The following is a 19,347-nucleotide window of genomic DNA, read 5'->3' on the forward strand; positions in this document are numbered from 1 at the left end:
CCTCACTTGTACATGGTCTGGTTCATGGTTCCGGGGGCGTACGCGTCCGGGTCGACCCAGACGTTGATCAGCGAGGGCTTCCCGGACTCGCGGGCGCGCCGCAGCGCGGGGCCGATGTCGGCGGGGTCGCGGACCTCCTCGCCGTAACCGCCCAGCATCTGGGCGAACTTGTCGTAGTGCACGTCGCCGAGCGTGTTGCCGACCCGTTCGCGTTCCTTGCCGTACTTGGCGGCCTGGCCGTAACGGATCTGGTTCATCGAGGAGTTGTTGCCGACGATGCCGACGAAGGGGAGGTCGTAGCGGACCAGGGTTTCGAAGTCCCAGCCGGTCAGCGAGAAGGCGCCGTCCCCGAAGAGGGCGACGACCTCCTTGTCGGGCCGCGCCTGCTTGGCCGCGAGCACGAAGGGGATGCCGACGCCGAGCGTGCCGAGCGGGCCCGGGTCCATCCAGTGCCCGGGCGACTTGGGCTGGACGACCTGACCGGAGAAGGTGACGATGTCGCCGCCGTCGCCGATGTAGATGGAGTCCTCGGTGAGGAAGTCGTTGATCTCGCTGACCAGACGGTAGGGATGGATCGGCGAGGCGTCCGACTTCAGGTGCGGCAGCCGCTTCTCGATCGCGGTCTGCTCGGCGGCACGCAGCTCGTCGAGCCACGCCTTGCGCTGCGCGGCGCCGCCGTTCCTGTATCCATTAAAAGCGTGCCCCGACGCCGCCTCCGTGACCGACTTCAGGACCAGTCCCGCGTCGCCGACGATGCCGAGGTCGATGTCGCGGTTCTTGCCGACGGTCCGGTAGTCGAGGTCGATCTGGACGACGGTCGCGTCGGGGGAGAGCCGCTTGCCGTAACCCATGCGGAAGTCGAAGGGGGTGCCCACGATCACGATGAGGTCGGCGCCCGAGAAGGCGTAACGGCGGGAGAGCTGGAAGTGGTGCGGGTCGCCGGGCGGGAGGGTGCCGCGGCCGGCGCCGTTCATGTACGCGGGGATGTTCAGGGTGCGCACCAGCTCGACGGCCGCCTCCGTGCCGCGGGTCGTCCACACCTGGCTGCCCAGCAGGATCGCCGGCTTCTCGGCGTGCACGAGCAGGTCGGCGAGTTTTTCGATCGCCTCCGGATCGCCGGCCGAGCGGGTCGAGGCGCGGTAGCGGCCTGCCTTCGGGACGCGGGCTTTGTCGAGCGGGACCTTGGCGTCGAGGACGTCGCGCGGGATCTCCAGGAAGGAGGGGCCGGGCGCACCGTGGTAGCACTCGCGGAACGCCATCGACACCATGTCCGCCGCGCGCGCCGTGTCCGGGACGGTCGCCGCGAACTTGGTGATGGGCGCCATCATGTCGACGTGCGGCAGGTCCTGCAGGGACCCCATCTTGTGCTGCGTCAGCGCTCCCTGACCGCCGATCAGCAGCATCGGTGACTCCGCCCGGAAGGCGTTGGCGACACCGGTGACGGCGTCGGTCGTTCCGGGACCCGCCGTGACGACCGCGCAGCCCGGCTTTCCGGTGATGCGTGCGTAGCCGTCGGCCGCGTGGGCGGCGACCTGCTCGTGGCGTACGTCGACGACTTCTATGCCCTCGTCGACGCAGCCGTCGTAGATGTCGATGATGTGGCCGCCGCACAGGGTGTAGATGCGGTCGACGCCCTCGGCCTTCAGTGCCTTGGCTACGAGATGACCACCGGATATGACGTCCTGGGTGTCGTCGGGCATGGCGAAGTCCTGTCCCTTCGTAGGGGGTTGGAACGGCTCACGCGGTACATTGCATACAGTCGACGAATACTGTATGAAGCTTGTTATCCCGCATCCGGTGGGTGGTGTCCAGGGGGCGTGCGGCACTTTTCGGGGGTCTGGGGGACGCCCCCAGACGACTTGGCAGACAGGAGCCGGGATGGACCTGTACGAACACCAGGCAAGGCAACTCTTCGAGGATCACGGCATCGTGGTGCCGAGGGCCGAGGTCACGGACTCGCCCAAGGAGGCGCGCGAGATCGCCCGCAGGCTGGGCGGACGGGCCGTCGTCAAGGCGCAGGTGAAGACGGGCGGGCGCGGCAAGGCGGGCGGGGTGAAGCTCGCTGCGGATCCCGCGGAGGCGGAACTGACGGCACGCCGGATCCTCGGCATGGACATCAAGGGACACACGGTGGGCACCGTGATGCTGGCCGAACCCATCGACGTCGAGGCGGAGTTCTACGTCTCCTACGTCCTCGACCGCACGGCCGGGGGCTTCCTCGCCATCGCCTCCGCTGAAGGCGGCATGGAGATCGAGGAGGTCGCCGCGACCAGGCCCGAGGCGGTGGTGCGCGTGCCCGTCGACCCGGCCGAGGGTGTCACCTCCGCGAAGGCGGCCGAGATCGCCCGTGCGGCCGGGCTGCCGCAGCAGAGCGTCGACGTCCTCGTACGGCTCTGGCAGGTGCTCGTCCGTGAGGATGCCCTCCTCGTCGAGGTCAACCCCCTCGTGCGCACCCGGCAGGGCCGGATCGTCGCCCTCGACGGCAAGGTCACCCTCGATGACAACGCCGGCTTCCGCCAAGAGCGTTGGGGCGCCGAGGAGGCCCAGCACCACGACGACCCCCTGGAGGCGGCCGCCGCGGCGCTGGGCCTGAACTACGTCAAGCTGGACGGCGAGGTCGGCGTCATCGGCAACGGCGCGGGCCTCGTCATGTCGACGCTCGACGTGGTCGCCGGCTGCGGCGCGCGCCCCGCCGACTTCCTCGACATCGGCGGCGGAGCCTCGGCCCGGATCATGGCCGACGGACTGTCCGTCATCCTGTCCGATCCGGCCGTCAAATCGGTCCTCGTCAACGTCTTCGGCGGGATCACCGCATGCGACACGGTCGCCGAGGGCATCGTGCGGGCCCTGGACACCGTAGAGCTGACCAGGCCGCTGGTCGTGCGCCTCGACGGCAACAACGCGGCTCGGGGCCGCGCGATCCTCGACGAGCGCGCGCATCCCCTCGTGCAACAGGCCACCACCATGGACGGCGCCGCCCGCCGTGCCGCCCGACTCGCCCGGACAGCCTGAGGAGACCGGACATGGCGATCTTCCTGACCAAGGACAGCAAGGTCCTCGTCCAGGGCATGACCGGCGGCGAGGGCATGAAGCACACCCGCCGCATGCTCGCGGCCGGCACGAACGTCGTCGGCGGCGTCAACCCGCGCAAGGCGGGCCACGGTGTCGACTTCGACAACCGTGCCGTCCCCGTCTTCGGCTCCGTCCGCGAGGGCATGGACGCCACCGGGGCCGACGTCACCGTCGTCTTCGTCCCGCCCGCGTTCGCCAAGGCGGCCGTCCTGGAGGCCGCGGACGCCGGCATCGCCCTCGCGGTCGTCATCACCGAGGGCATCCCGGTCCACGACTCCGTCGCCTTCACCTCGTACGCGAAGTCCACGGGCACCCGGATCATCGGCCCCAACTGCCCCGGTCTGATCACCCCGGGACAGTCCAACGCGGGCATCATCCCCGCCGACATCACCAAGCCCGGCCGGATCGGCCTGGTCTCCAAGTCCGGCACGCTCACCTACCAGCTCATGTACGAGCTGCGGGACATCGGCTTCTCCACATGCGTCGGCATCGGCGGCGACCCCGTCGTCGGCACGAGCCACATCGACTGCCTGGCCGCCTTCGAGGCCGACCCGGACACCGAGCTGATCGTGATGATCGGTGAGATCGGCGGCGACGCGGAGGAACGGGCCGCCGCCTACATCCGCGACCACGTCACCAAGCCCGTGGTCGGCTACATCGCCGGCTTCACCGCGCCCGAGGGCAGGACCATGGGGCACGCCGGCGCCATCGTCTCCGGCTCGTCCGGCACCGCCCGCGCGAAGCGGGACGCGCTGGAGGCGGTCGGCGTGAAAGTGGGTGGCACACCGGCCGAAACGGCACGACTGGCACTCGGCGCACTGGCAGACCAGGCGTGACCTCACCCATAGTGGACGGAAGGTGACCGTCGCATGACACGCGGCGTCACCGGCTCCCCCGAACGACGCAGGACGCACGACGTACGACGTACGACGTCCCCGCACGGCAGTGCGAGCCGTGCGGGGGACGCACCCTGTTCCTCGCCCTGTTCCTCTCGCCCGTGCACCGAGAGCGGAGCTCATTCATGGCACCCACCTTCACCCTCAAATCCGGCACGTCCTGGTCCGACGCCTGGCGGCGCGCTCTCGCCGTCGCCCCCGAGGCGTTCCGGGACGACCGTGTCCTCAACCTCTGGAACTCCACCTGGCAGCCGGACGGCCGGTCCCTGCCCGCCACCAGCCCCGTCGACGGCAGTCCCATCGCAGGCCCGCCACGCGTCGGCCGGGACACCGCCCGGCGCGCCGTGCGCGCGGCGCTGGACCAGCACCGCGCCTGGCGGCACACGCCCCTGCCCGAACGCCGGGCCCGGATCGCCGCCACCCTCGACGCCCTGACCGAACACCGGGAACTGCTCGCCCTCCTCCTCGTCTGGGAGATCGGCAAGCCGTGGCGGCTCGCGCAGGCCGATGTGGACCGCGCCATCGACGGCGTGCGCTGGTACGTCGACGGAATCGAAGAGATCATCGGCGACCGGGCTCCGCTGGACGGCCCGGTCTCCAACATCGCGAGCTGGAACTATCCGATGAGCGTGCTCGTCCACGCGATGCTGGTACAGGCGCTGGCGGGCAACGCGGTCATCGCCAAGACCCCGACCGACGGTGGTGTCGCCTGCCTCACCCTGGCCTGCGCGCTCGCCGCACGCGAGGGGGTCCCCGTCACCCTCGTCAGCGGCAGCGGGGGCGAGCTGTCGGAGGCGCTGGTGCGGGCGCCCGAGATCGGCTGCGTGTCCTTCGTCGGCGGCCGCGACACGGGCGCCGCGGTGGCCACGGCCGTCGCCGACCTCGGCAAGCGGCACATCCTGGAACAGGAGGGACTCAACACCTGGGGCATCTGGAACTACTCGGACTGGGACGCGCTCACGGCCGTCATCCCCAAACTCTTCGACTACGGCAAGCAGCGCTGCACCGCGTATCCCCGCTTCGTCGTCCAGCGTGACCTGTTCGACTCCTTCCTCGCGGCCTACTTGCCGGCCGTCCGCACACTCCGGGTCGGCCACCCGCTCGCGGTCGAGCACCCCGGCGACCCCTACCCCGAGCTGGACTTCGGCCCGTTGATCAACGCAGCCAAGGCCAAGGAGCTGACCGACCAGGTCGCCGAGGCGATCGACCGCGGCGCGATCCCGCTGCACCGCGGCGAGGCGGCCGACGCGCGCTTCCTGCCCGGCCAGGACACCTCGGCCTACGTCCAGCCGGTGACACTGCTCAACCCGCCGCGTTCCTCACCGCTGCACCATGCGGAGCCGTTCGGCCCGGTCGACACGATCGTCCTGGTCGACACGGAGGCGGAGCTGCTGGCCGCGATGAACGCGTCCAACGGCGCCCTGGTCGCCACGCTCTCCACCGACGACCGGGCGACCTTCGACCGGCTGGCCCCGCAGATCCGCGCCTTCAAGACCGGCCACGGCAAGCCCCGCTCCCGCGGCGACCGCGACGAGCTGTTCGGCGGCTTCGGCGCGTCCTGGCGCGGCGCGTTCGTGGGCGGCGACCTCCTGGTCCGCGCGGTGACCCAGGGCCCGGCGGGGGAGCGGCTGCCGGGCAACTTCCCCGAGTACCAGCTCATGCCGTGACGGACGCCCGGGTGGCGTCCGCACATGACGGACGCCACCCGGCGATCACCTCGCCGGCCGGCCGGTGGGCGAGACCATGCCTGGGGGCAGCGGCAGATTGAGCCGGATGAGGTTGCTCCCGGCGGCGACGAGTTCCCCACCGCGGCATCCGTCACCGCCGGGTCTGCGCACGAGACCAGGAGCGACCAGGAGCCGGACCGAGCGCGTGATCTTCCGCGGATCGCGCCGGAGGTCCGCACGCGCTGTCGGTCCGGGGGGGGCGACGCCATCCGCACGGAAACGCAGGTGAAGGGCACTCCGAAACCTTGGTATTGTTGTCCCTGTCGCCGCGGGGAACAGCCCCGGTAAGGCGGCGGACACCTCGTCCGGGTGGCGGAATGGCAGACGCGCTAGCTTGAGGTGCTAGTGCCCTTTATCGGGCGTGGGGGTTCAAGTCCCCCCTCGGACACAACGATTGACGATACGGTGACGAGGGCCTCGACCTTAGGGTCGCGGTCCTCGTGGCGTGTTCATAGGTGATCGTGATGCCCAGGGCCTCGTACAGCGGGCCTTTCTTCTCGGCGGCAGCATTCTGGATGCGCTGTGCGATTCTCCAAGACTCTCAGTGATCCGCCGGATCTGTCGGGCGTCGAGCGGGATCTGCCTCTTCCGGGTGACGAAGCGGTGTGCGTCGAGCTTCTTCTGCGCCGCGTCCTTGTCCCGCTGGGCCTCGTTGATCCACTGGGTGACGACAGCGGGGTCGGCTCCGGCGTCGAGGGCTGCTTGGTAGCGGGCGAGCCGCCGCTCGCATTCCTTGATCGCCTGGCGTGCTTGGGCCTGCTCGGGGGTCTGGGGCTCTGCGGTGCTTGCTGCGGCGCTGGCGTGGGTGAGCGCTTCGACGGTGGCGGAGAGCCGGTCCGGGGCGAAGGCGCGGGCGATCCACCGGTCCAGGGCCTGGCACACGATGTCTTCGCGCAGGTAGACGGTGCGCGGGTGGGTCATGTCGGGGTAGAGGGTGGCTTCTTCCTCTTTGAACTCGCAGCGGTAGTAGACGCGGCTGCGGATGGTGGCGGGCTGCATCTTGCGCCCGCACAGGCTCCACCGGACCCGGCCGCGCAGGGCGTAGGGGCGCCCGCCCCGTTTGCCGGCGCGCTCCTGCTGTTCCTGGTTGCGGGCGCGCTGTGTGCGCACGGTGCGGGCGGCATCGAAGAGATCGGGGCTGATGATCGCTTCGTGGGCGGGTTCGTTGGAGTGGCGGTAGGTGCGTGGGCGGTCGGTGACCTGTTCAGCGAGGCCCTGCTTGGCGGCCCGTGGTCGGGGCAGCCGGGCGGCGAGGACCGACCACGGGCAGGAAGACGGAGCCGGACGTGCCCACCGCGGACGAGCCCGAGGAGAACTCTGACAGCCCCGGTCACCGCCAGGGACGGTCGTCAACCGTCCACTCCCGCGCGTGCTAGCCGGATACGGCGGGCCCGGGCGGGATGGACCACAGCGCGGCGCTGGCCGGCTCAAGCTGTACGTGCTGCTGCTGGCGATCGTGACCGCCAGGTTCCTCGGCCCACTGCCAGAGGAAGGCGTCAGGTGTGCCGTGGAACTCCCTGCAGCTAGCCGAGGGGAGGATCTGCCACCGCTGGGAGGGGGGGTGCTGTACGGCGGCTGGTGGGCCACCCGCTCCTTCATGGCGCCGCTCGCCTACGTGGCTGCACCTGGCCCTGTACCGGCTCATGGACCACTACCTGCCCGGCCTGAGCGTGCTGCGCCGCCCCGGCCGGGGAGGTGGCGCAGGGGGACTCGGACCAAGGCGTGGTGGGCCAGGTGGGCTGGTTCCCGCCGAGGGGAGGTACCAGCCCGGCGGCTCCCGCCGTCATGTTCGACGACCCCCACGACCCGTGCCCAGGGTCGGGGAGCTCGTCGGGATTGTGGCCAGGGTCGGTGTGGGTGGCGCGCCACAGATCGGGTCGGCGGCTGGGGGCGGGCTCGCCGTCACCCTGCATGGAGACCGCAGCGGGGCAGATTGACGTCCGGCCGCTGAGCGTCCCCCGAATGGGCGCTGTCGCTTCGACCTCAACGGCCCGTCGTGTGGATGCACGAAGGCGGTGCAGGCGGTGGTGACGCTCAGCCAGACCGCACACCGAGGCGGTAACCTGCCTCCAGGTCGCATCCAACGCCAGCAGCATCGCCGGTGGGGGGAGCGGTGTGAGGCGAGCAGACCCTGGGCCCGGCGCTACCTCCTTCTGAAGGCTGACGGACTGAGATCTCGGGTGTCAGCACGAGACAGTCGTGCTCGCCCCACACCACTCGGAGGACCCGGCCCAAGCCCGGCACATGCATCGCGCCGGGAAGCCGGAGAGGCGGTTGATGCGCGAGCGCTTCAACCGCCGTCACCGTGTATGGAAAAGCAGACACCGAGGATTGACGTCTCGCCAGGAACGTCGTCCGAACGGCTCCGCCTACCGCTCCTGGATCCGGTGCCGCACATAGGCCTTCAGATGCCGCTCCGCGGCGCTCCGATGCCGGTACAGCTGCCGCCAGCTCACCCCCCGCTCGACCGCCAGAGCCTTCATCTGCTCGCCGTACAGCCGGGTGCGGGCGATGAGCCGCGCCTCGTCCGCAGTCACCACGCCGGCCTGCAGCGCCTGCGCCAGCACGGTGAACTCGTCCACCGGCTCGCCCACCTCCTCCAGGAGCATCGTGCCCAGGTCCCTGGGGTGCTCGACCGCCAACTCGGTCTCGCGCAGACAGTGCTGCCGTGCGGCGTACACCAGACGGTGCACGGCCCGGTCAGCGGCCCGGAACAGCTCACGATCCGGCCGTGCACCGTCGACGTCGACGGTGCAGAGCGCCGCGGCGACCCCGGCGAGGGCCTCCTGCTCGACCTCGGCCCGCTCCAGATGAGCGGGTCGCGCCAGCCGGGCGAGCATCCGGCGCAGGACGGGCACAGACATGGCCACCGCGACCACGCCCCAGGGGTCGCCCAGACTCCGGGCGCGCCGGATCACCTCACGCCAGGTCTGCTCGCGCAGTTCCGGTCGTGTGGAGGGGTGGGCGAGGTGGGTGCGGATCAGGTCGACCGGCCAGGCGGCCCGGTCGGGCTCGTCGCACACGAGGCGGGCGGGCATCGTGAGCGGCTCCACCGCTGGACGAGAGCGAGGAACGCCTGCTCCAGCTCCATGAGAGGGGGGGCGGACGGTGCTCGACTGACGGGCGGCGACGGGACGGCGGACTTGGTGATGGTGCTGCATGACGGCACTCCCGAGACGTGGGGGGACAACTTCCGCCGCCACGTCTGTCAGGCCGTCGAACCGCCCCCGGCCCACCGGCAGACCACCCCAGTGGCACGCCCGGACAAATGGACCGGCCTGTACGAGATGCCGCCCACGACCATGCCCAATGGCCTGCCGCACTTTTCGCACGAAGTCCAAGAAATCGAACTAAGAAGAATCCTGCGGCCGAGTCTTGCCACACGTACGCGGCCGAAAGTGTGGTCCGGGCCTGGCTCGCCCATGGACCGGCACTGGCTCTCATACACATCAGCCGACCAGGCCCCTGCTGTTGACGAGGCGGGTCATGCGTTGGTCACCTCGTGCTGCCCGAAACCGTGTTTTTCGAATGTGCCCCGCCCCATGGCAACTCGCGGGCCGCAGTTCTCTATGACTTGGTGTCAGCATGAGCACAGTCGCCTGGTCGTCGGCGCCGCGCCTGCCATGAACCAGTCCACCGCCCCCCGCAAGACGCACGACCACGGCAGCCCGTTGCCGACAACAATCTGGCTTCCGGACGCCGACGAGCCCAACACCGCCCCGATCCCAGGCTGTGGCCTCCCAGTCTGGGCCATCGACAAGGTCCGCACCGACTTCGTCGGGCACCCCGACCACCTGCCTGTGCCGCTGTTGAAGATCGCGATTCGCGACATGCATCCAGGCGTCCACGCCCGCATCCCCGCCACCGCCTTCACCGCGCACCCGGCAACCGAGGACGCCCCCAAGCGCATGCATATCCTCCTGGCCGAACTCCACCCCGATGCGCTCCCCGCCCCCAGCGAATCCACAACCCCGACCGCCGGTGACATGCCCGGTACGACGGAGGACGGCTGGCCCGGCTTCTTCCACCGCGCCCACCGACTCCTCCCTGACGACGGCTACCTGCTCCTGGCCACCCGGCAGCGCCGGGACTCCGGCCGTCTCACCGACCCGCTCGGATCCCTGATCGCCGCCACCCGCACCGCGGGCTTCCGCTACCTGCAGCACATCGTCGTCGCCTACGCCCACCCGGACGGCGACCAACTTGTGCCGGTGCCCCCCTCCGACGCCTCCCCGGGCGTCACCCACTGCGACCTCATCGCCCTCGGCGTCATCCGCCACACGTAGCCCACCGTCCACGAGGAGAAGAGCCCATGACCCCTCCCTTCTCGATCTGGAACACCGCCCCCACATCCGCGCCCAAGCAGCGAAGAACAACTACGTGCCAGGATCGGCCGCCCACCCGGCCAAGATGCTGCCCCGAATCGCCGCCCACGCGATCTCCACCTACACCCGCCCCGGGGACCTCGTTCTCGACCCGATGTGCGGCATCGGCACCACCCTCGTCGAAGCGATCCGGCTTGGCCGCCAGGCCATCGGCACCAAATACGAGTTTCGCTGGGCTGCTTTGGTCGCCGCCAATGTCCAGCACATCGTCACCGGCACCGGGGCCGGCCGAGGCGAGGTCGTCTGCGGCGACGCACGCCGCCTGACCACCCTTATCGGCAAGGAACACCACGGTCGGATTGCCCTGGTCGTCACCTCACCTCCCTACGGCAATTCGGTACACGGTCAGGTCCGCTCCACCAAGGAGACCGGCACTCGCGGTTTGGTCAAGAAGGACCACCGCTACAGCCACGACCCGGCCAACCTCGCCCACGTCTCCACCGACCAGCTGCTGGAAGCGTTCACGGAGATCCTCACCCAGTGCCGAAGGGTTCTTCGGCCCGGCGGGACGGTGGCCGTGACCACCCGCTCGTGGCGCCAGTACGGTGAACTTATCGACCTTCCCTCCGCCGTCCTGGGCGCAGGCAAGGCCGCCAGGCTGACCCCGACAGAACGCTGCGTCGCGCTCCTGGCCGGTATCCGCGACGGCAGGCTGGTCACCCGCCCATCCTTCTTCCAGATGAAGAACGTCCGCGACGCCCGCCGCGCTGGCATCCCCCTTGCCGTCATCCAGCGCGAGGATGTCCTGGTCTTCACTCGCCCCAGCTCACCCCTTGCCGGGTGACTGGCCACGGTTCGCTGTCATGGCCTGCGGCAAGACGCGCGCCTGCTGGTAGAGGCCGGTGAGGGTGCCTGGGGTGCCTGTGAGGCGTGATCCGCCTCGGCTGGTTAGGCCGAGGCCGATCACGGCGTTCCTGGCGCCTTCACAGTTTTGTCAGTAGGCGGTCTTCCAGGTGTTGCTGGCCCAGAGCGCGCCGCCGGTGCTGGCGGACTTGCCCTTGGGGTAGACGACGAGGTTTCCGTCGTCCTGCATGACCGCGTAGGCGCCGGAGTGCCCCCAGGTCTTGGTGGACCACAGGGCCCCGCCGGTGCTGGCGGACTTGCCCTTGGGGTAGACGACGAGGTTGCCGTCGCTCTGCATCATCGCGTAGGCGCCGGAGTGCCCCCAGGTCTTAGTGGACCAGATGGCCGCGCCGTCGCGCTTGCGGTACATGACAAGGTTGCCGTCCCGCTGCATCACCAGGAAGGTGTACTGGCCTTGTGTCCACCAGCCGGGCTTCATGGTCTGCCCGGATGCAACGGTCTGGGGGCGTGCGTACGAGCCGCTGGACCAGAGTGCATTGGCCGGGTCGGTGGTGCCCTGGCGGTAGATGACCAGGTTGCCGTCGTCTTGAATGGTGGCGTAGGCGCCGGGGTTGCCGGAGGTGTTACTGGACCACAGCGCGCCGCCGGTGCCGGGGCCGCCGTCGGCGCTGTAGACGACGAAGTTGCCGTCCGGTTGCATCATTGCGTAGGCGCCGGGGTGACCCCAGGTTCCGCTGGACCACTCGGCCGGGGCGGCGCTGCCGCCCGGTTTGAGGTATGCCACCAGATTGCCGTCGGACTGCATCACCAGTCTCATGCTGGCGCTGGTCAGGCTGTTACCGGGGTTGAGGCGCTGGCCTGGCAGGATGCGGTAGCCCGACGCTGGGGAGGGGGAGATGTGGGGGTCGACGATGTGGATGTTCTCAGTGGCGTCAAGGTAGGCGATGCCGCCGTCGTACTTGTCGACCGCCCATGTCACGTGCCGGTCATCGGTGAGCGGCGCAGTCGGTGCGGGGAGGTCGGCGAGGTCGGTGGTGACCGCCGCATCGGTTTGGACGTCGGTGAGGACCAGTTTCCCGCGGGTGGCATCGTGTTCGACGACGAAGCCTTCACCGAGCTGGGACGGCCCGGAGGGCACAGAGATGTCTTTGCCCGTGGCCAGGTCGTACACGCCGGCCGGGCCTGACGCACCGCATGACCAGTAGATCCAGCGGCCGCCTGCGGTCTGCAGCTCGGTGGGCTTGCACGTCGGACCGGTGGTGATGGTCCGTCCTGGCTGCAGCGTCGACAGGTTGAGCGAGTTGAGGACACCAGCGCTGGAACTGGCGGTCCACAGTGTCTGGCCGGACAGCGCGGAGGCGGTGAGCGATTCGTAGTAGCGCACGTTCGAGCTGTGGTTCATCGTCATGTCGCCCACGAACAACTCCCTGGTGGAGGTGTTGCCGTACAGGACGTAACGGCCGTTGGAGTCCACCAGGCTTCCGCCGGTCTGGGCGCCCGGGGTCATCCTGGAGGTGCTTTTGGGGCCTTGGGTTGTCGCCGAGTCCCCGCTGGTGCCGACCTGCAGCTGTGACATCCGGCCGTCGCCGGAGCCGATCGGCGGTGCGCACGAGCCGGCGACGCCGCAGTTGCTGGGTACCGCAGCGGTCCCGAACGCGGTGTGCGCCCCGTAGGTCGGCTGGGTACCGAGTTGGACGCTGCGCGTGTAGACGCTCGAGGTCCCCTCGATGGTGAGAAGCTGGCCACCGGCCAGCGACAGACCGTTGATGGGCCAGGGCCTGGCGTCGTCGTTGTCCAGGGCGGTAGAGCCCAACGTGCCATCGGAGGCGGGTGCCAGCCGGCGAGCAGCCCAGTCCGCGGGCGACGGACCGCCGACCGCCAGGGCGCCGTCGGCATAGGTTTCGATGATGCCCCGCTCGTGGTCGAGGACCGTGCTGAGCTCTCCGCCGGTCAGCGGCATGGAGTACAGCGGATAACCGAGCGTGTCGTCCGTGGTGCTGGCACCACTGTGTGTCACTGCGTACGCGACGAGCAGCGAGTTCCCGGTGATGCCGATCTGCCGGACCGATGCGGTGTAGCCGGCGGGCAGCGGCGGTGTGGGCACCGTGACTGTGGTTTCAGGTGCTGAGAGGTCCGATCGGTCCAGTAGATGGAGTACTGGGTCTTGGGCGGTGGGGTCGTACCATGCGATGCGGTTAGCGGTGAGCACAGCGAGGGTGCCCTGGCTTACTGGGCCGGAGTTCAGTGGTGCCAGTTGCCCCGAGGCCATGTCGAGCAGTCCCAGCTGGTACTGGCCGTTGGCGCCGTAGATCACTGCGACGGAGTTGGCGTCAGCGGCCCGCAGGGTGCTCACGTACGTCCCGGCGGGCAGTCCGGTGACCGGGGTGTCGACCACCTGTCCGTTCACCAAGGACAGCACGTCATAGGTGGTGCCTGCACCGGTGTGATAGGTGTCGGTGAGCACCCGGGATCCGAAGGTCCCGCGGTAACGCTGCCCACCCGGCAGCGGAATGGTGGACGTCGTGCCGCTGTCCATGTCCTGAAGATGAACGCCACTACTGGTGACGGTGGACACTATGTCCGCACCGGCCCCGGAGTTGCCGACCGCAGGATAGTGAACCCCTGAAACGAGGACGTCCGGGCCTCCCGCGTACTTTGTCCACACGTTTTGGGACTGTCGTTGGTGGAGAAAACCGCCTGGTCCGGCGAAAAGGACGGTGTCCGGGACGGGATCCGGGTTCATCGCCGCCGGAACCACGGTCTCACTCGGGGCGTCCGCTACGGCCATCGGCGCGGCGAACGAGGTGAGCCCTGAGACCAGGGCGGTCGCTGCGGCTACCGTGATGGAGCCGCGTCTGAGGGGGCGTTGGCCCACCTGTTCCTCCTATTGCTGCTGACAGTGTTGAAGGCATGGGCTCATCCGCGCCTGCGCGGTTCTGTGGAGATAGAAGATAGAAGCGTACGGACTGTTGTTCCCATGCGAACGATTGAGATTACACCGGCTCGTCGCAGGCGCGGACGGGCAGATTCATCGGGCGAGGCATTGAGGTAGGCCACCCAGGCGACGCGGGTAAACCCATGGCGACTGTGGGCAAGCACTCGCTGTCGGTGGCGGGCTGCAAGGCTGAACGGCACGAATGGGATGAGCAGCTGCTGCGCGGTCAGGTCTACGGTCACGACCGTGGCGGCGGTTCAGTTCCCGGTCTTGGCCTTCACATTGGCTACGAGTTTTCTGGCGAACCCTACGGCCGGTGCCCCCAGGTCGCTGGAGCGGACGTCGTAGCTGGAGAAGACGATGTCGTGGCCGACCCGGGAGACAACTGTGGTCATTCCGCCGTCGTAGACGGCGGTCGTCATGACGGTCTCGAAGCTTTCGTCTCCCAGTCCAGGCACCGTTTTCGTTATCGCCTTGTACGTCGCGGTCGTGCCGTCGTAGGAGTCTTTGAAGGCAGTGCAGCTCTCCGCGTATTTCTTGAGTCGGGTCATCGCGGTCCATGCGTCGGTGCCGCGGAAGGAGTCGATCTCTTCGGAGTACTCTTCCTGGGAGGAACTACGGAAGTCGGCCTGAGCCCAGGAGGCGAGGCCGGTACCAGCGGCATCAACCCAAGAAGTGCGTTGAAGCAACGTGCAGTCCGTGGAAATGGGTTTTTGCCCCGTGGGGCCGAAGTGGGTTCCGCTGTCGGCCGTCAGGTCCTTGTTGGGCTTGTATTTTTTGGGTAGTACGTTCACAGGGAGTAGGAGGGCTTTGAGGTCTTCTCCAGTCCACACGTTGTGGTCGGGGTCCTCGGATTGGGCCTTGGCCTCCGAGGGGCTGATCCTGTTGGGCGACGGCGAGCAGGAGCACAGGACGAGAGGCAGCATCGCGATGCCTATGACAAATGCCGAGGATCTTTTACGCAACATTGTGACCGTGTCCCATGAGGTGGAGTGGCCGAGGTGGTTGGGGCAGGACAAGGCTGACAATCGCGAGGGCGGGGGAGGCCGGAGAGGGGCGCGTATGCCCACAGCGAGGCGGGCCCCGTCTCTGATGAGTCGGGGGCCCGTCGACGTGGGCGTGGTTCAGCTGAGGTGTGTGTAGGGGGTCTGGTCGTAGTCGAGTGCGCCTACTTCGGATGAGGAGAGCGCGGTGTTGTAGAGCTGGACATTGCTGATGGAGGCGTTGGCGTATTCGCCGTAGGAACCTTGGTAGAGGCGGCGGCCGATCTGGACTGGGCCGGTGGCGGGCCAGGGTGTGCCGCCGAAGGTCTTGGTCGCGGTGAGGACTCCGTTGACGTAGAGGTTGAGGGTGTTGGTGGGACCGTCGTAGACGCCGACGAGGTGGGTCCATACGCCGGTGGTGGCCTTGGAGCCGTAGGCGGCAGTGAAGTTGGTGCTTGTGGTGTCGTCGTTGTGGCGGTTGAAGGCCCATACCTGGGCGCCGGAGGAGTAGTACAGCTGGAAGGCGTTGGCGCTGCCTGCGCTGTCGGACTGGGAGACGAAGGTGGAGTTGTTGGCCAGGCTGTTGAGCTTGACCCAGGCTGAGACGCTGAAGCTGTTGTTGTCGGTGGTCGTGCCGTCGACGGGGTCGGTGTGTGTGCCGGTCTGGAGGGCACTGGAGGTACTTGCGGCGTAGCCGGTGTTGCCGTCCAGGCTGAGGACGGTTCCTTGGCTCGAGTCGTTGGTCCAGGCGGCAGCGCCGTTGAGGGTGGCGTTGTTGGTGCCGACGGAGTCGGTTGCGGTGGTGCCGCTGCCGTCGTTCAGGGGCCAGGCGGCGCTCGCGGAGTTGTAGTAACCGACTGTTACGGGCGAGCCGAAGGTGGCCACGCCATTGGTGTCGGGGGCGGCGCCGGGGTATTCGATGAGTTCGCCGGCGGGCGTGGTCGTGTAGAGGTCGGGGTAGCCGGCGGTGGTTCCGTTGAGGTTTCCGGGCGAGGCGATGGTCGGGTAGTCGCTGGTCGCAAGGGTGACGGGCAGTGTGTTGGCACGGTTGTTGTACCAGGTGCTTGGTGCGCTGGATGTCCAGCTTTGGGCGCTGCTGCCGTTACAGGTGTACAGCTGCAGCTGGGTCCCGGTGGTGGTGGAGGAGTTGGGGTCGTCCACGCACTTGCCCGATTGGGGGTTGACCAGCGAGTTGTTGGAGCCGAGCGTCCACTGTTGGGCGCCGGTGCCGTTGCAGGTCCACAGGTCGATCAGGGTGCCGTTGGCGGTGCCGCTGTGGGTGACGTCCAAGCACTTGCCGAGTACGCGGATCGAACCGTCTGCGGCGGGGGTCCAGGACTGGGCGAGGGAGTTGTTGCAGCTCCAGACCTGGATCTTGTTGCCGTTCTGTGTGGCGGAGTGGTAGTCGTCCGCACACAGGTTGGAGCCGCCGTTGGCGGTCAGGCCGGAGTTCAGTACAGATGAGCTGGGTGCGGTCAGCAACGGGGGCAAGCTGTTGCTGTCAATGGTGAGGGGGAAGGTGTAGATCGTCCCGGTGTTGTTGTCTCGGGCCCAGAGCGTTGGTGTGTTGCTGACGGTGCCCGGCGCGATGAGTGTGAAGTGGGACCAGTCGCCGGTGCCGAGCAGCACGGGCGTGGTGCTGGCGGTGCCGCCGGTGGCGGGGCCGAAGTAGCTGCTGTCCTGCGCTGAGCCTTTGTAGAGCCAGAGTTGTTTGTTCTCGATCGTGATCAGGTCGGGGTAGCCGGTTCCGTAGATGTCGCCGGGGGCGATCATTTGGGTTACCGAGGACCAGTCAGTCTGGTTGTAGGTGGCGCAGTTGGCGGTGTTGTCCGCCGTGGCGAGGCACTGAGGTCTGGCGAGAGGGCCGTAGACGTCCGCGGTGTTGGTGAAGTGCCCGGCGGTTCCTCCGGAGACGGCACCGTCGTTTTTGTAGACATACAGGTTGTGGCTGTTCTCGTTGTACGCGAACAGGTCGTCGATGCCGTCCTGTTTGATGCTGCCGCGGTGGGTGATCAGGTAGTTGTTCCAGACGCTCTTGCCGTCAGGGCTCTGGGAAGCGGTGGAGGCGACGGTGGGGGAATTGCCTGGGTCCGTGTTGCCCGGCAGGAGGGTGAGCTCGCCGCTCTTGGTAGTGCCGAGCAGGTCGGGGACGCCGTCTCCGTTGAGGTCGCCTGCGGCGACCTTTGTGGCTGGGTTCCAGGGGGCGTAGAAGGTGTATGTCGCCGGTAGCGCCTGAGTGTTGCCAGCGTGGTCTTGGGATTCGACGTAGAGGGTGTGGGTGCCCCACGTCGTCGGTTTGAGCGGGATCGACGCGCTGGGTGTGCCGCTGGAGTTGTTGGTCGCGGTGACATAGTCGGGGCAGTTGACTGCTGGCTGTACGTCGAGTGCATAGCAGAAGCGCCAGACGCCGCTGGACAGGCAGGTGCCGCGGGTGCACCCGGTGGGGGTGGGGTCGCTGCTGGTGACAGTGATGCTGCTGGTCTGGCCGGCGTATCCGGTGGGTGTCTGGTTGCTTCCGGAGGGCGGGAACACAGCGCTTGGCGCGGTCACCGCGGCCTGGGAGGGTGGGGTGAGGTCGACGATGAACCCGCACGGACTGCTCCACCCGGAATATAGGGTTCCGTCGTAGGCGCGGACCTGCCATCCGTACTGGTGGCCGTCTTGCACGGATGTTCCGATGTTGGTGCGCACTGTCGTGCCTGAGGCGACGTAGCCGCTGCTCGGTGTTGAGACCGTGGCCGGGTTGCCGCTGCTGTTGGCGGTTTCGTCATCCCAGACGGTGTAGTCGGCCTTGACGTTTTCGCCGCTGACGTTGGAGGTCAGCTTGGCGTTGAGCGTGATGTCGCTGGTGTTGCCGTTCAACGTTGTCTGCCCGAGCCAGCCGCGTGTGCTGCTTCCGCAGTTGGCGCCGGAGGGGTTTTGCGCGTCGGGTGTGGTGGCCTCGCCGGTGGGGGTGTCGGGCGGGATGTCGTAAGTGGTGGTGATGTACGGGTTGGTGGAGTAGCGCATGAAGTCGATGTCGCTGGAGGAGGAGTCCTCGTTGCCGTACAGGCCCACGGTCCAGGTGGAGTCGTTCGCTGCGGCGATGGATGCGATCTTGTCAGTCACCGTGAACTTCACGCTCTGGTCGCCGCAGCTGGTGGGCTGGCTGACGTAGGCGCCGTTGTAGGCGCTGGACGGGCTCTGGGTGCCGATGGTGGAGACCACACTCGGCTGCGTGTCCCAGTACATACCGGAGGAGATGCGCCCGGTCCACTTGAGGGTGAGGGGTGCGGTGTGGGAGCAGCTGTAGGCCTCGGCGTAGGTCTCGCTCAGGTTGAGGTACGCCGTGATGATGTGCATGCTGCTGTTGAGGTTGCTGGTGTTCAGCTCGTAAAAGGTGCGCTCGGCTCCGATGCAGTCGCCGTTGGAGGAGGCGTAGCGCTGGTAGCCGACGCCCTCGCCGAAGCGCTGCGGGTAGTCGTACTCGTGAGAGCTGGCCGATGAGGAGTTGCAGCCCTGCTGGGCCTCGAAGTAGTGGTTGGTGGTCTCGCTCGGGGCGACGCCTGGGTCGATGTACACCGGCCAGTTGGTGCTACTACCGGTGAGCATGGACGAGTCGGGGGTAAGGGTGAGGCCGCTGCTGGTGGTCGTCATGGTCACCGGCGCGACATCGGCCCCCGGCGCAGGACCGTCGGTGGGCGAGGTAGTGGTCGTGGCGTCGTCCATACGCATAAACGCGGTTTGCGGACTGGCCGTTGTGGTGCCGGAGTCCCACATCATGGGGGCGCTGGCTGTGTAGGCGGTGGTTCCGTCCGCCGCGTTTGCGTACATCCCGCCGTCAGCCGAACCGGTCAGGGTGAGTCCGTGGGTGGTGGCTGCCAGGGTCAGCCGGCGCACCTCGGGGTTGGTGGCGGCCGTGGCGTCGTGGACGATCAGCACGTCGCTGAAGCCGCCCTGTTCGGTGATGGTGGCCTCGAGATCGACGCCCGGCAGGACCGATGAGTACAGCGCGGTGTTCCCGTTGACGGTTGGGACCGGCAAGGTGAACGGCACGGAGAGCGAGAGGCTGCGCCCCGCCGGGTCGGTGAGGTTGACGAGAGGCCCGTTGCCGCCACCTGAGAGCGTGACGCCGTTGGGTGTGGCCGCCGTACTGAACGAACCGTCGGAGTTCTTCACCAGTGATGCGTCCACCGGCATCCAGACGTCGTTCTTCATCACTCGCACCGGCTGGACGTACTCGGTGGTTGTGAGCGATCCGTCCGGATTGGCCGTGGTGGTCGATGTCTCGCTGGTCAGTGAGTCGATCGAGACGGGTTTGCCGGTCGACTGGGCTTGCAGGAGGGCACTTTGGGTCGGGTTGCCGGGGGTGGGACCGCGGCTGTCCGCGGCGGCGGTCGGGGCTCCCGCGAAGACCAACGCCACAAGGATCGCCATGACGGCCGGATGGTGCGGCACCGTATGCCATCGCATGCGGTACCGGCGCGTTCTTCCCCCCATGGGAACCCCTTCGAGGTGTGGATCAGGACAGGCGTCGTGTCCTACGAGGCCTCAGTGAGCCGAAGC

10 protein-coding genes, 1 tRNA gene and 1 pseudogene are annotated in these 19,347 nt (G+C 68.1%); 6 read left to right on the forward strand and 6 right to left on the reverse strand.

The genetic code is table 11. The annotated features are described in order from the left end of the window. Positions 1 to 2 precede the first annotated feature (2 nt). Entirely contained in the window at positions 3 to 1,700 is a 1,698-nt protein-coding gene (locus tag N8I84_RS32830; RefSeq protein ID WP_263233043.1) for a thiamine pyrophosphate-binding protein, read from the reverse strand. A 178-nt stretch (positions 1,701 to 1,878) separates the two neighbouring features. Here N8I84_RS32830 and sucC point away from each other — a divergent pair, with 178 nt between their 5' ends. The 4 genes from sucC to N8I84_RS32850 all read left to right on the forward strand — a co-directional run bounded on the left by sucC (position 1,879) and on the right by N8I84_RS32850 (position 6,083). Then, positions 1,879 to 3,012: an ADP-forming succinate--CoA ligase subunit beta gene (gene sucC, locus N8I84_RS32835; protein WP_263233044.1), complete on the forward strand. Its 1,134-nt coding sequence runs from the start codon at positions 1,879 to 1,881 to the stop codon at positions 3,010 to 3,012. Positions 3,013 to 3,023: 11 nt separating this feature from the next. Further along, the gene (sucD, locus tag N8I84_RS32840; RefSeq protein ID WP_263233045.1) at positions 3,024 to 3,908 is read left to right on the forward strand and encodes a succinate--CoA ligase subunit alpha; all 885 of its coding nucleotides are present in this window, start codon (positions 3,024 to 3,026) and stop codon (positions 3,906 to 3,908) included. 185 nt (positions 3,909 to 4,093) lie between these two features. After that, positions 4,094 to 5,635: an aldehyde dehydrogenase family protein gene (locus N8I84_RS32845; protein ID WP_263233046.1), complete on the forward strand. Its 1,542-nt coding sequence runs from the start codon at positions 4,094 to 4,096 to the stop codon at positions 5,633 to 5,635. A 363-nt stretch (positions 5,636 to 5,998) separates the two neighbouring features. Next, positions 5,999 to 6,083: transfer RNA gene (locus tag N8I84_RS32850), tRNA-Leu, on the forward strand. A 35-nt stretch (positions 6,084 to 6,118) separates the two neighbouring features. Here the strand turns inward: N8I84_RS32850 and N8I84_RS32855 are convergent. Both N8I84_RS32855 and N8I84_RS32860 read right to left on the reverse strand, forming a co-directional pair. Next, positions 6,119 to 7,048, reverse strand: coding sequence for a hypothetical protein (locus tag N8I84_RS32855; protein WP_263233047.1), 930 nt, complete (start codon positions 7,046 to 7,048; stop codon positions 6,119 to 6,121). 1,016 nt (positions 7,049 to 8,064) lie between these two features. After that, positions 8,065 to 8,733 (reverse strand): hypothetical protein, encoded by a 669-nt coding sequence (locus N8I84_RS32860; RefSeq protein ID WP_263233048.1) that lies wholly within the window; start codon positions 8,731 to 8,733, stop codon positions 8,065 to 8,067. Positions 8,734 to 9,318: 585 nt separating this feature from the next. On the opposite strand from N8I84_RS32860, the gene N8I84_RS32865 reads away from it, so the two are divergent. Then, positions 9,319 to 9,981: a hypothetical protein gene (locus tag N8I84_RS32865; RefSeq protein WP_263233050.1), complete on the forward strand. Its 663-nt coding sequence runs from the start codon at positions 9,319 to 9,321 to the stop codon at positions 9,979 to 9,981. A 26-nt stretch (positions 9,982 to 10,007) separates the two neighbouring features. Then, positions 10,008 to 10,864 (forward strand): annotated as a pseudogene (locus tag N8I84_RS32870) (DNA methyltransferase). Between the two features lie 150 nt (positions 10,865 to 11,014). On the opposite strand, the gene N8I84_RS32875 reads toward N8I84_RS32870, so the two are convergent. From N8I84_RS32875 to N8I84_RS32885, 3 genes are all read right to left on the reverse strand, one after another. Beyond that, the gene (locus N8I84_RS32875; RefSeq protein WP_263233051.1) at positions 11,015 to 13,420 is read right to left on the reverse strand and encodes a hypothetical protein; all 2,406 of its coding nucleotides are present in this window, start codon (positions 13,418 to 13,420) and stop codon (positions 11,015 to 11,017) included. Between the two features lie 656 nt (positions 13,421 to 14,076). Next, positions 14,077 to 14,745, reverse strand: a complete 669-nt coding sequence (locus N8I84_RS32880) for a hypothetical protein (protein WP_263233053.1) — start codon at positions 14,743 to 14,745, stop codon at positions 14,077 to 14,079. 198 nt (positions 14,746 to 14,943) lie between these two features. Further along, the gene (locus N8I84_RS32885) at positions 14,944 to 19,218 is read right to left on the reverse strand and encodes a LamG-like jellyroll fold domain-containing protein (RefSeq protein ID WP_263233054.1); all 4,275 of its coding nucleotides are present in this window, start codon (positions 19,216 to 19,218) and stop codon (positions 14,944 to 14,946) included. Positions 19,219 to 19,347 lie beyond the last annotated feature (129 nt).

The organism is Streptomyces cynarae, assembly GCF_025642135.1.
Lineage (GTDB): Bacteria > Actinomycetota > Actinomycetes > Streptomycetales > Streptomycetaceae > Streptomyces > Streptomyces cynarae.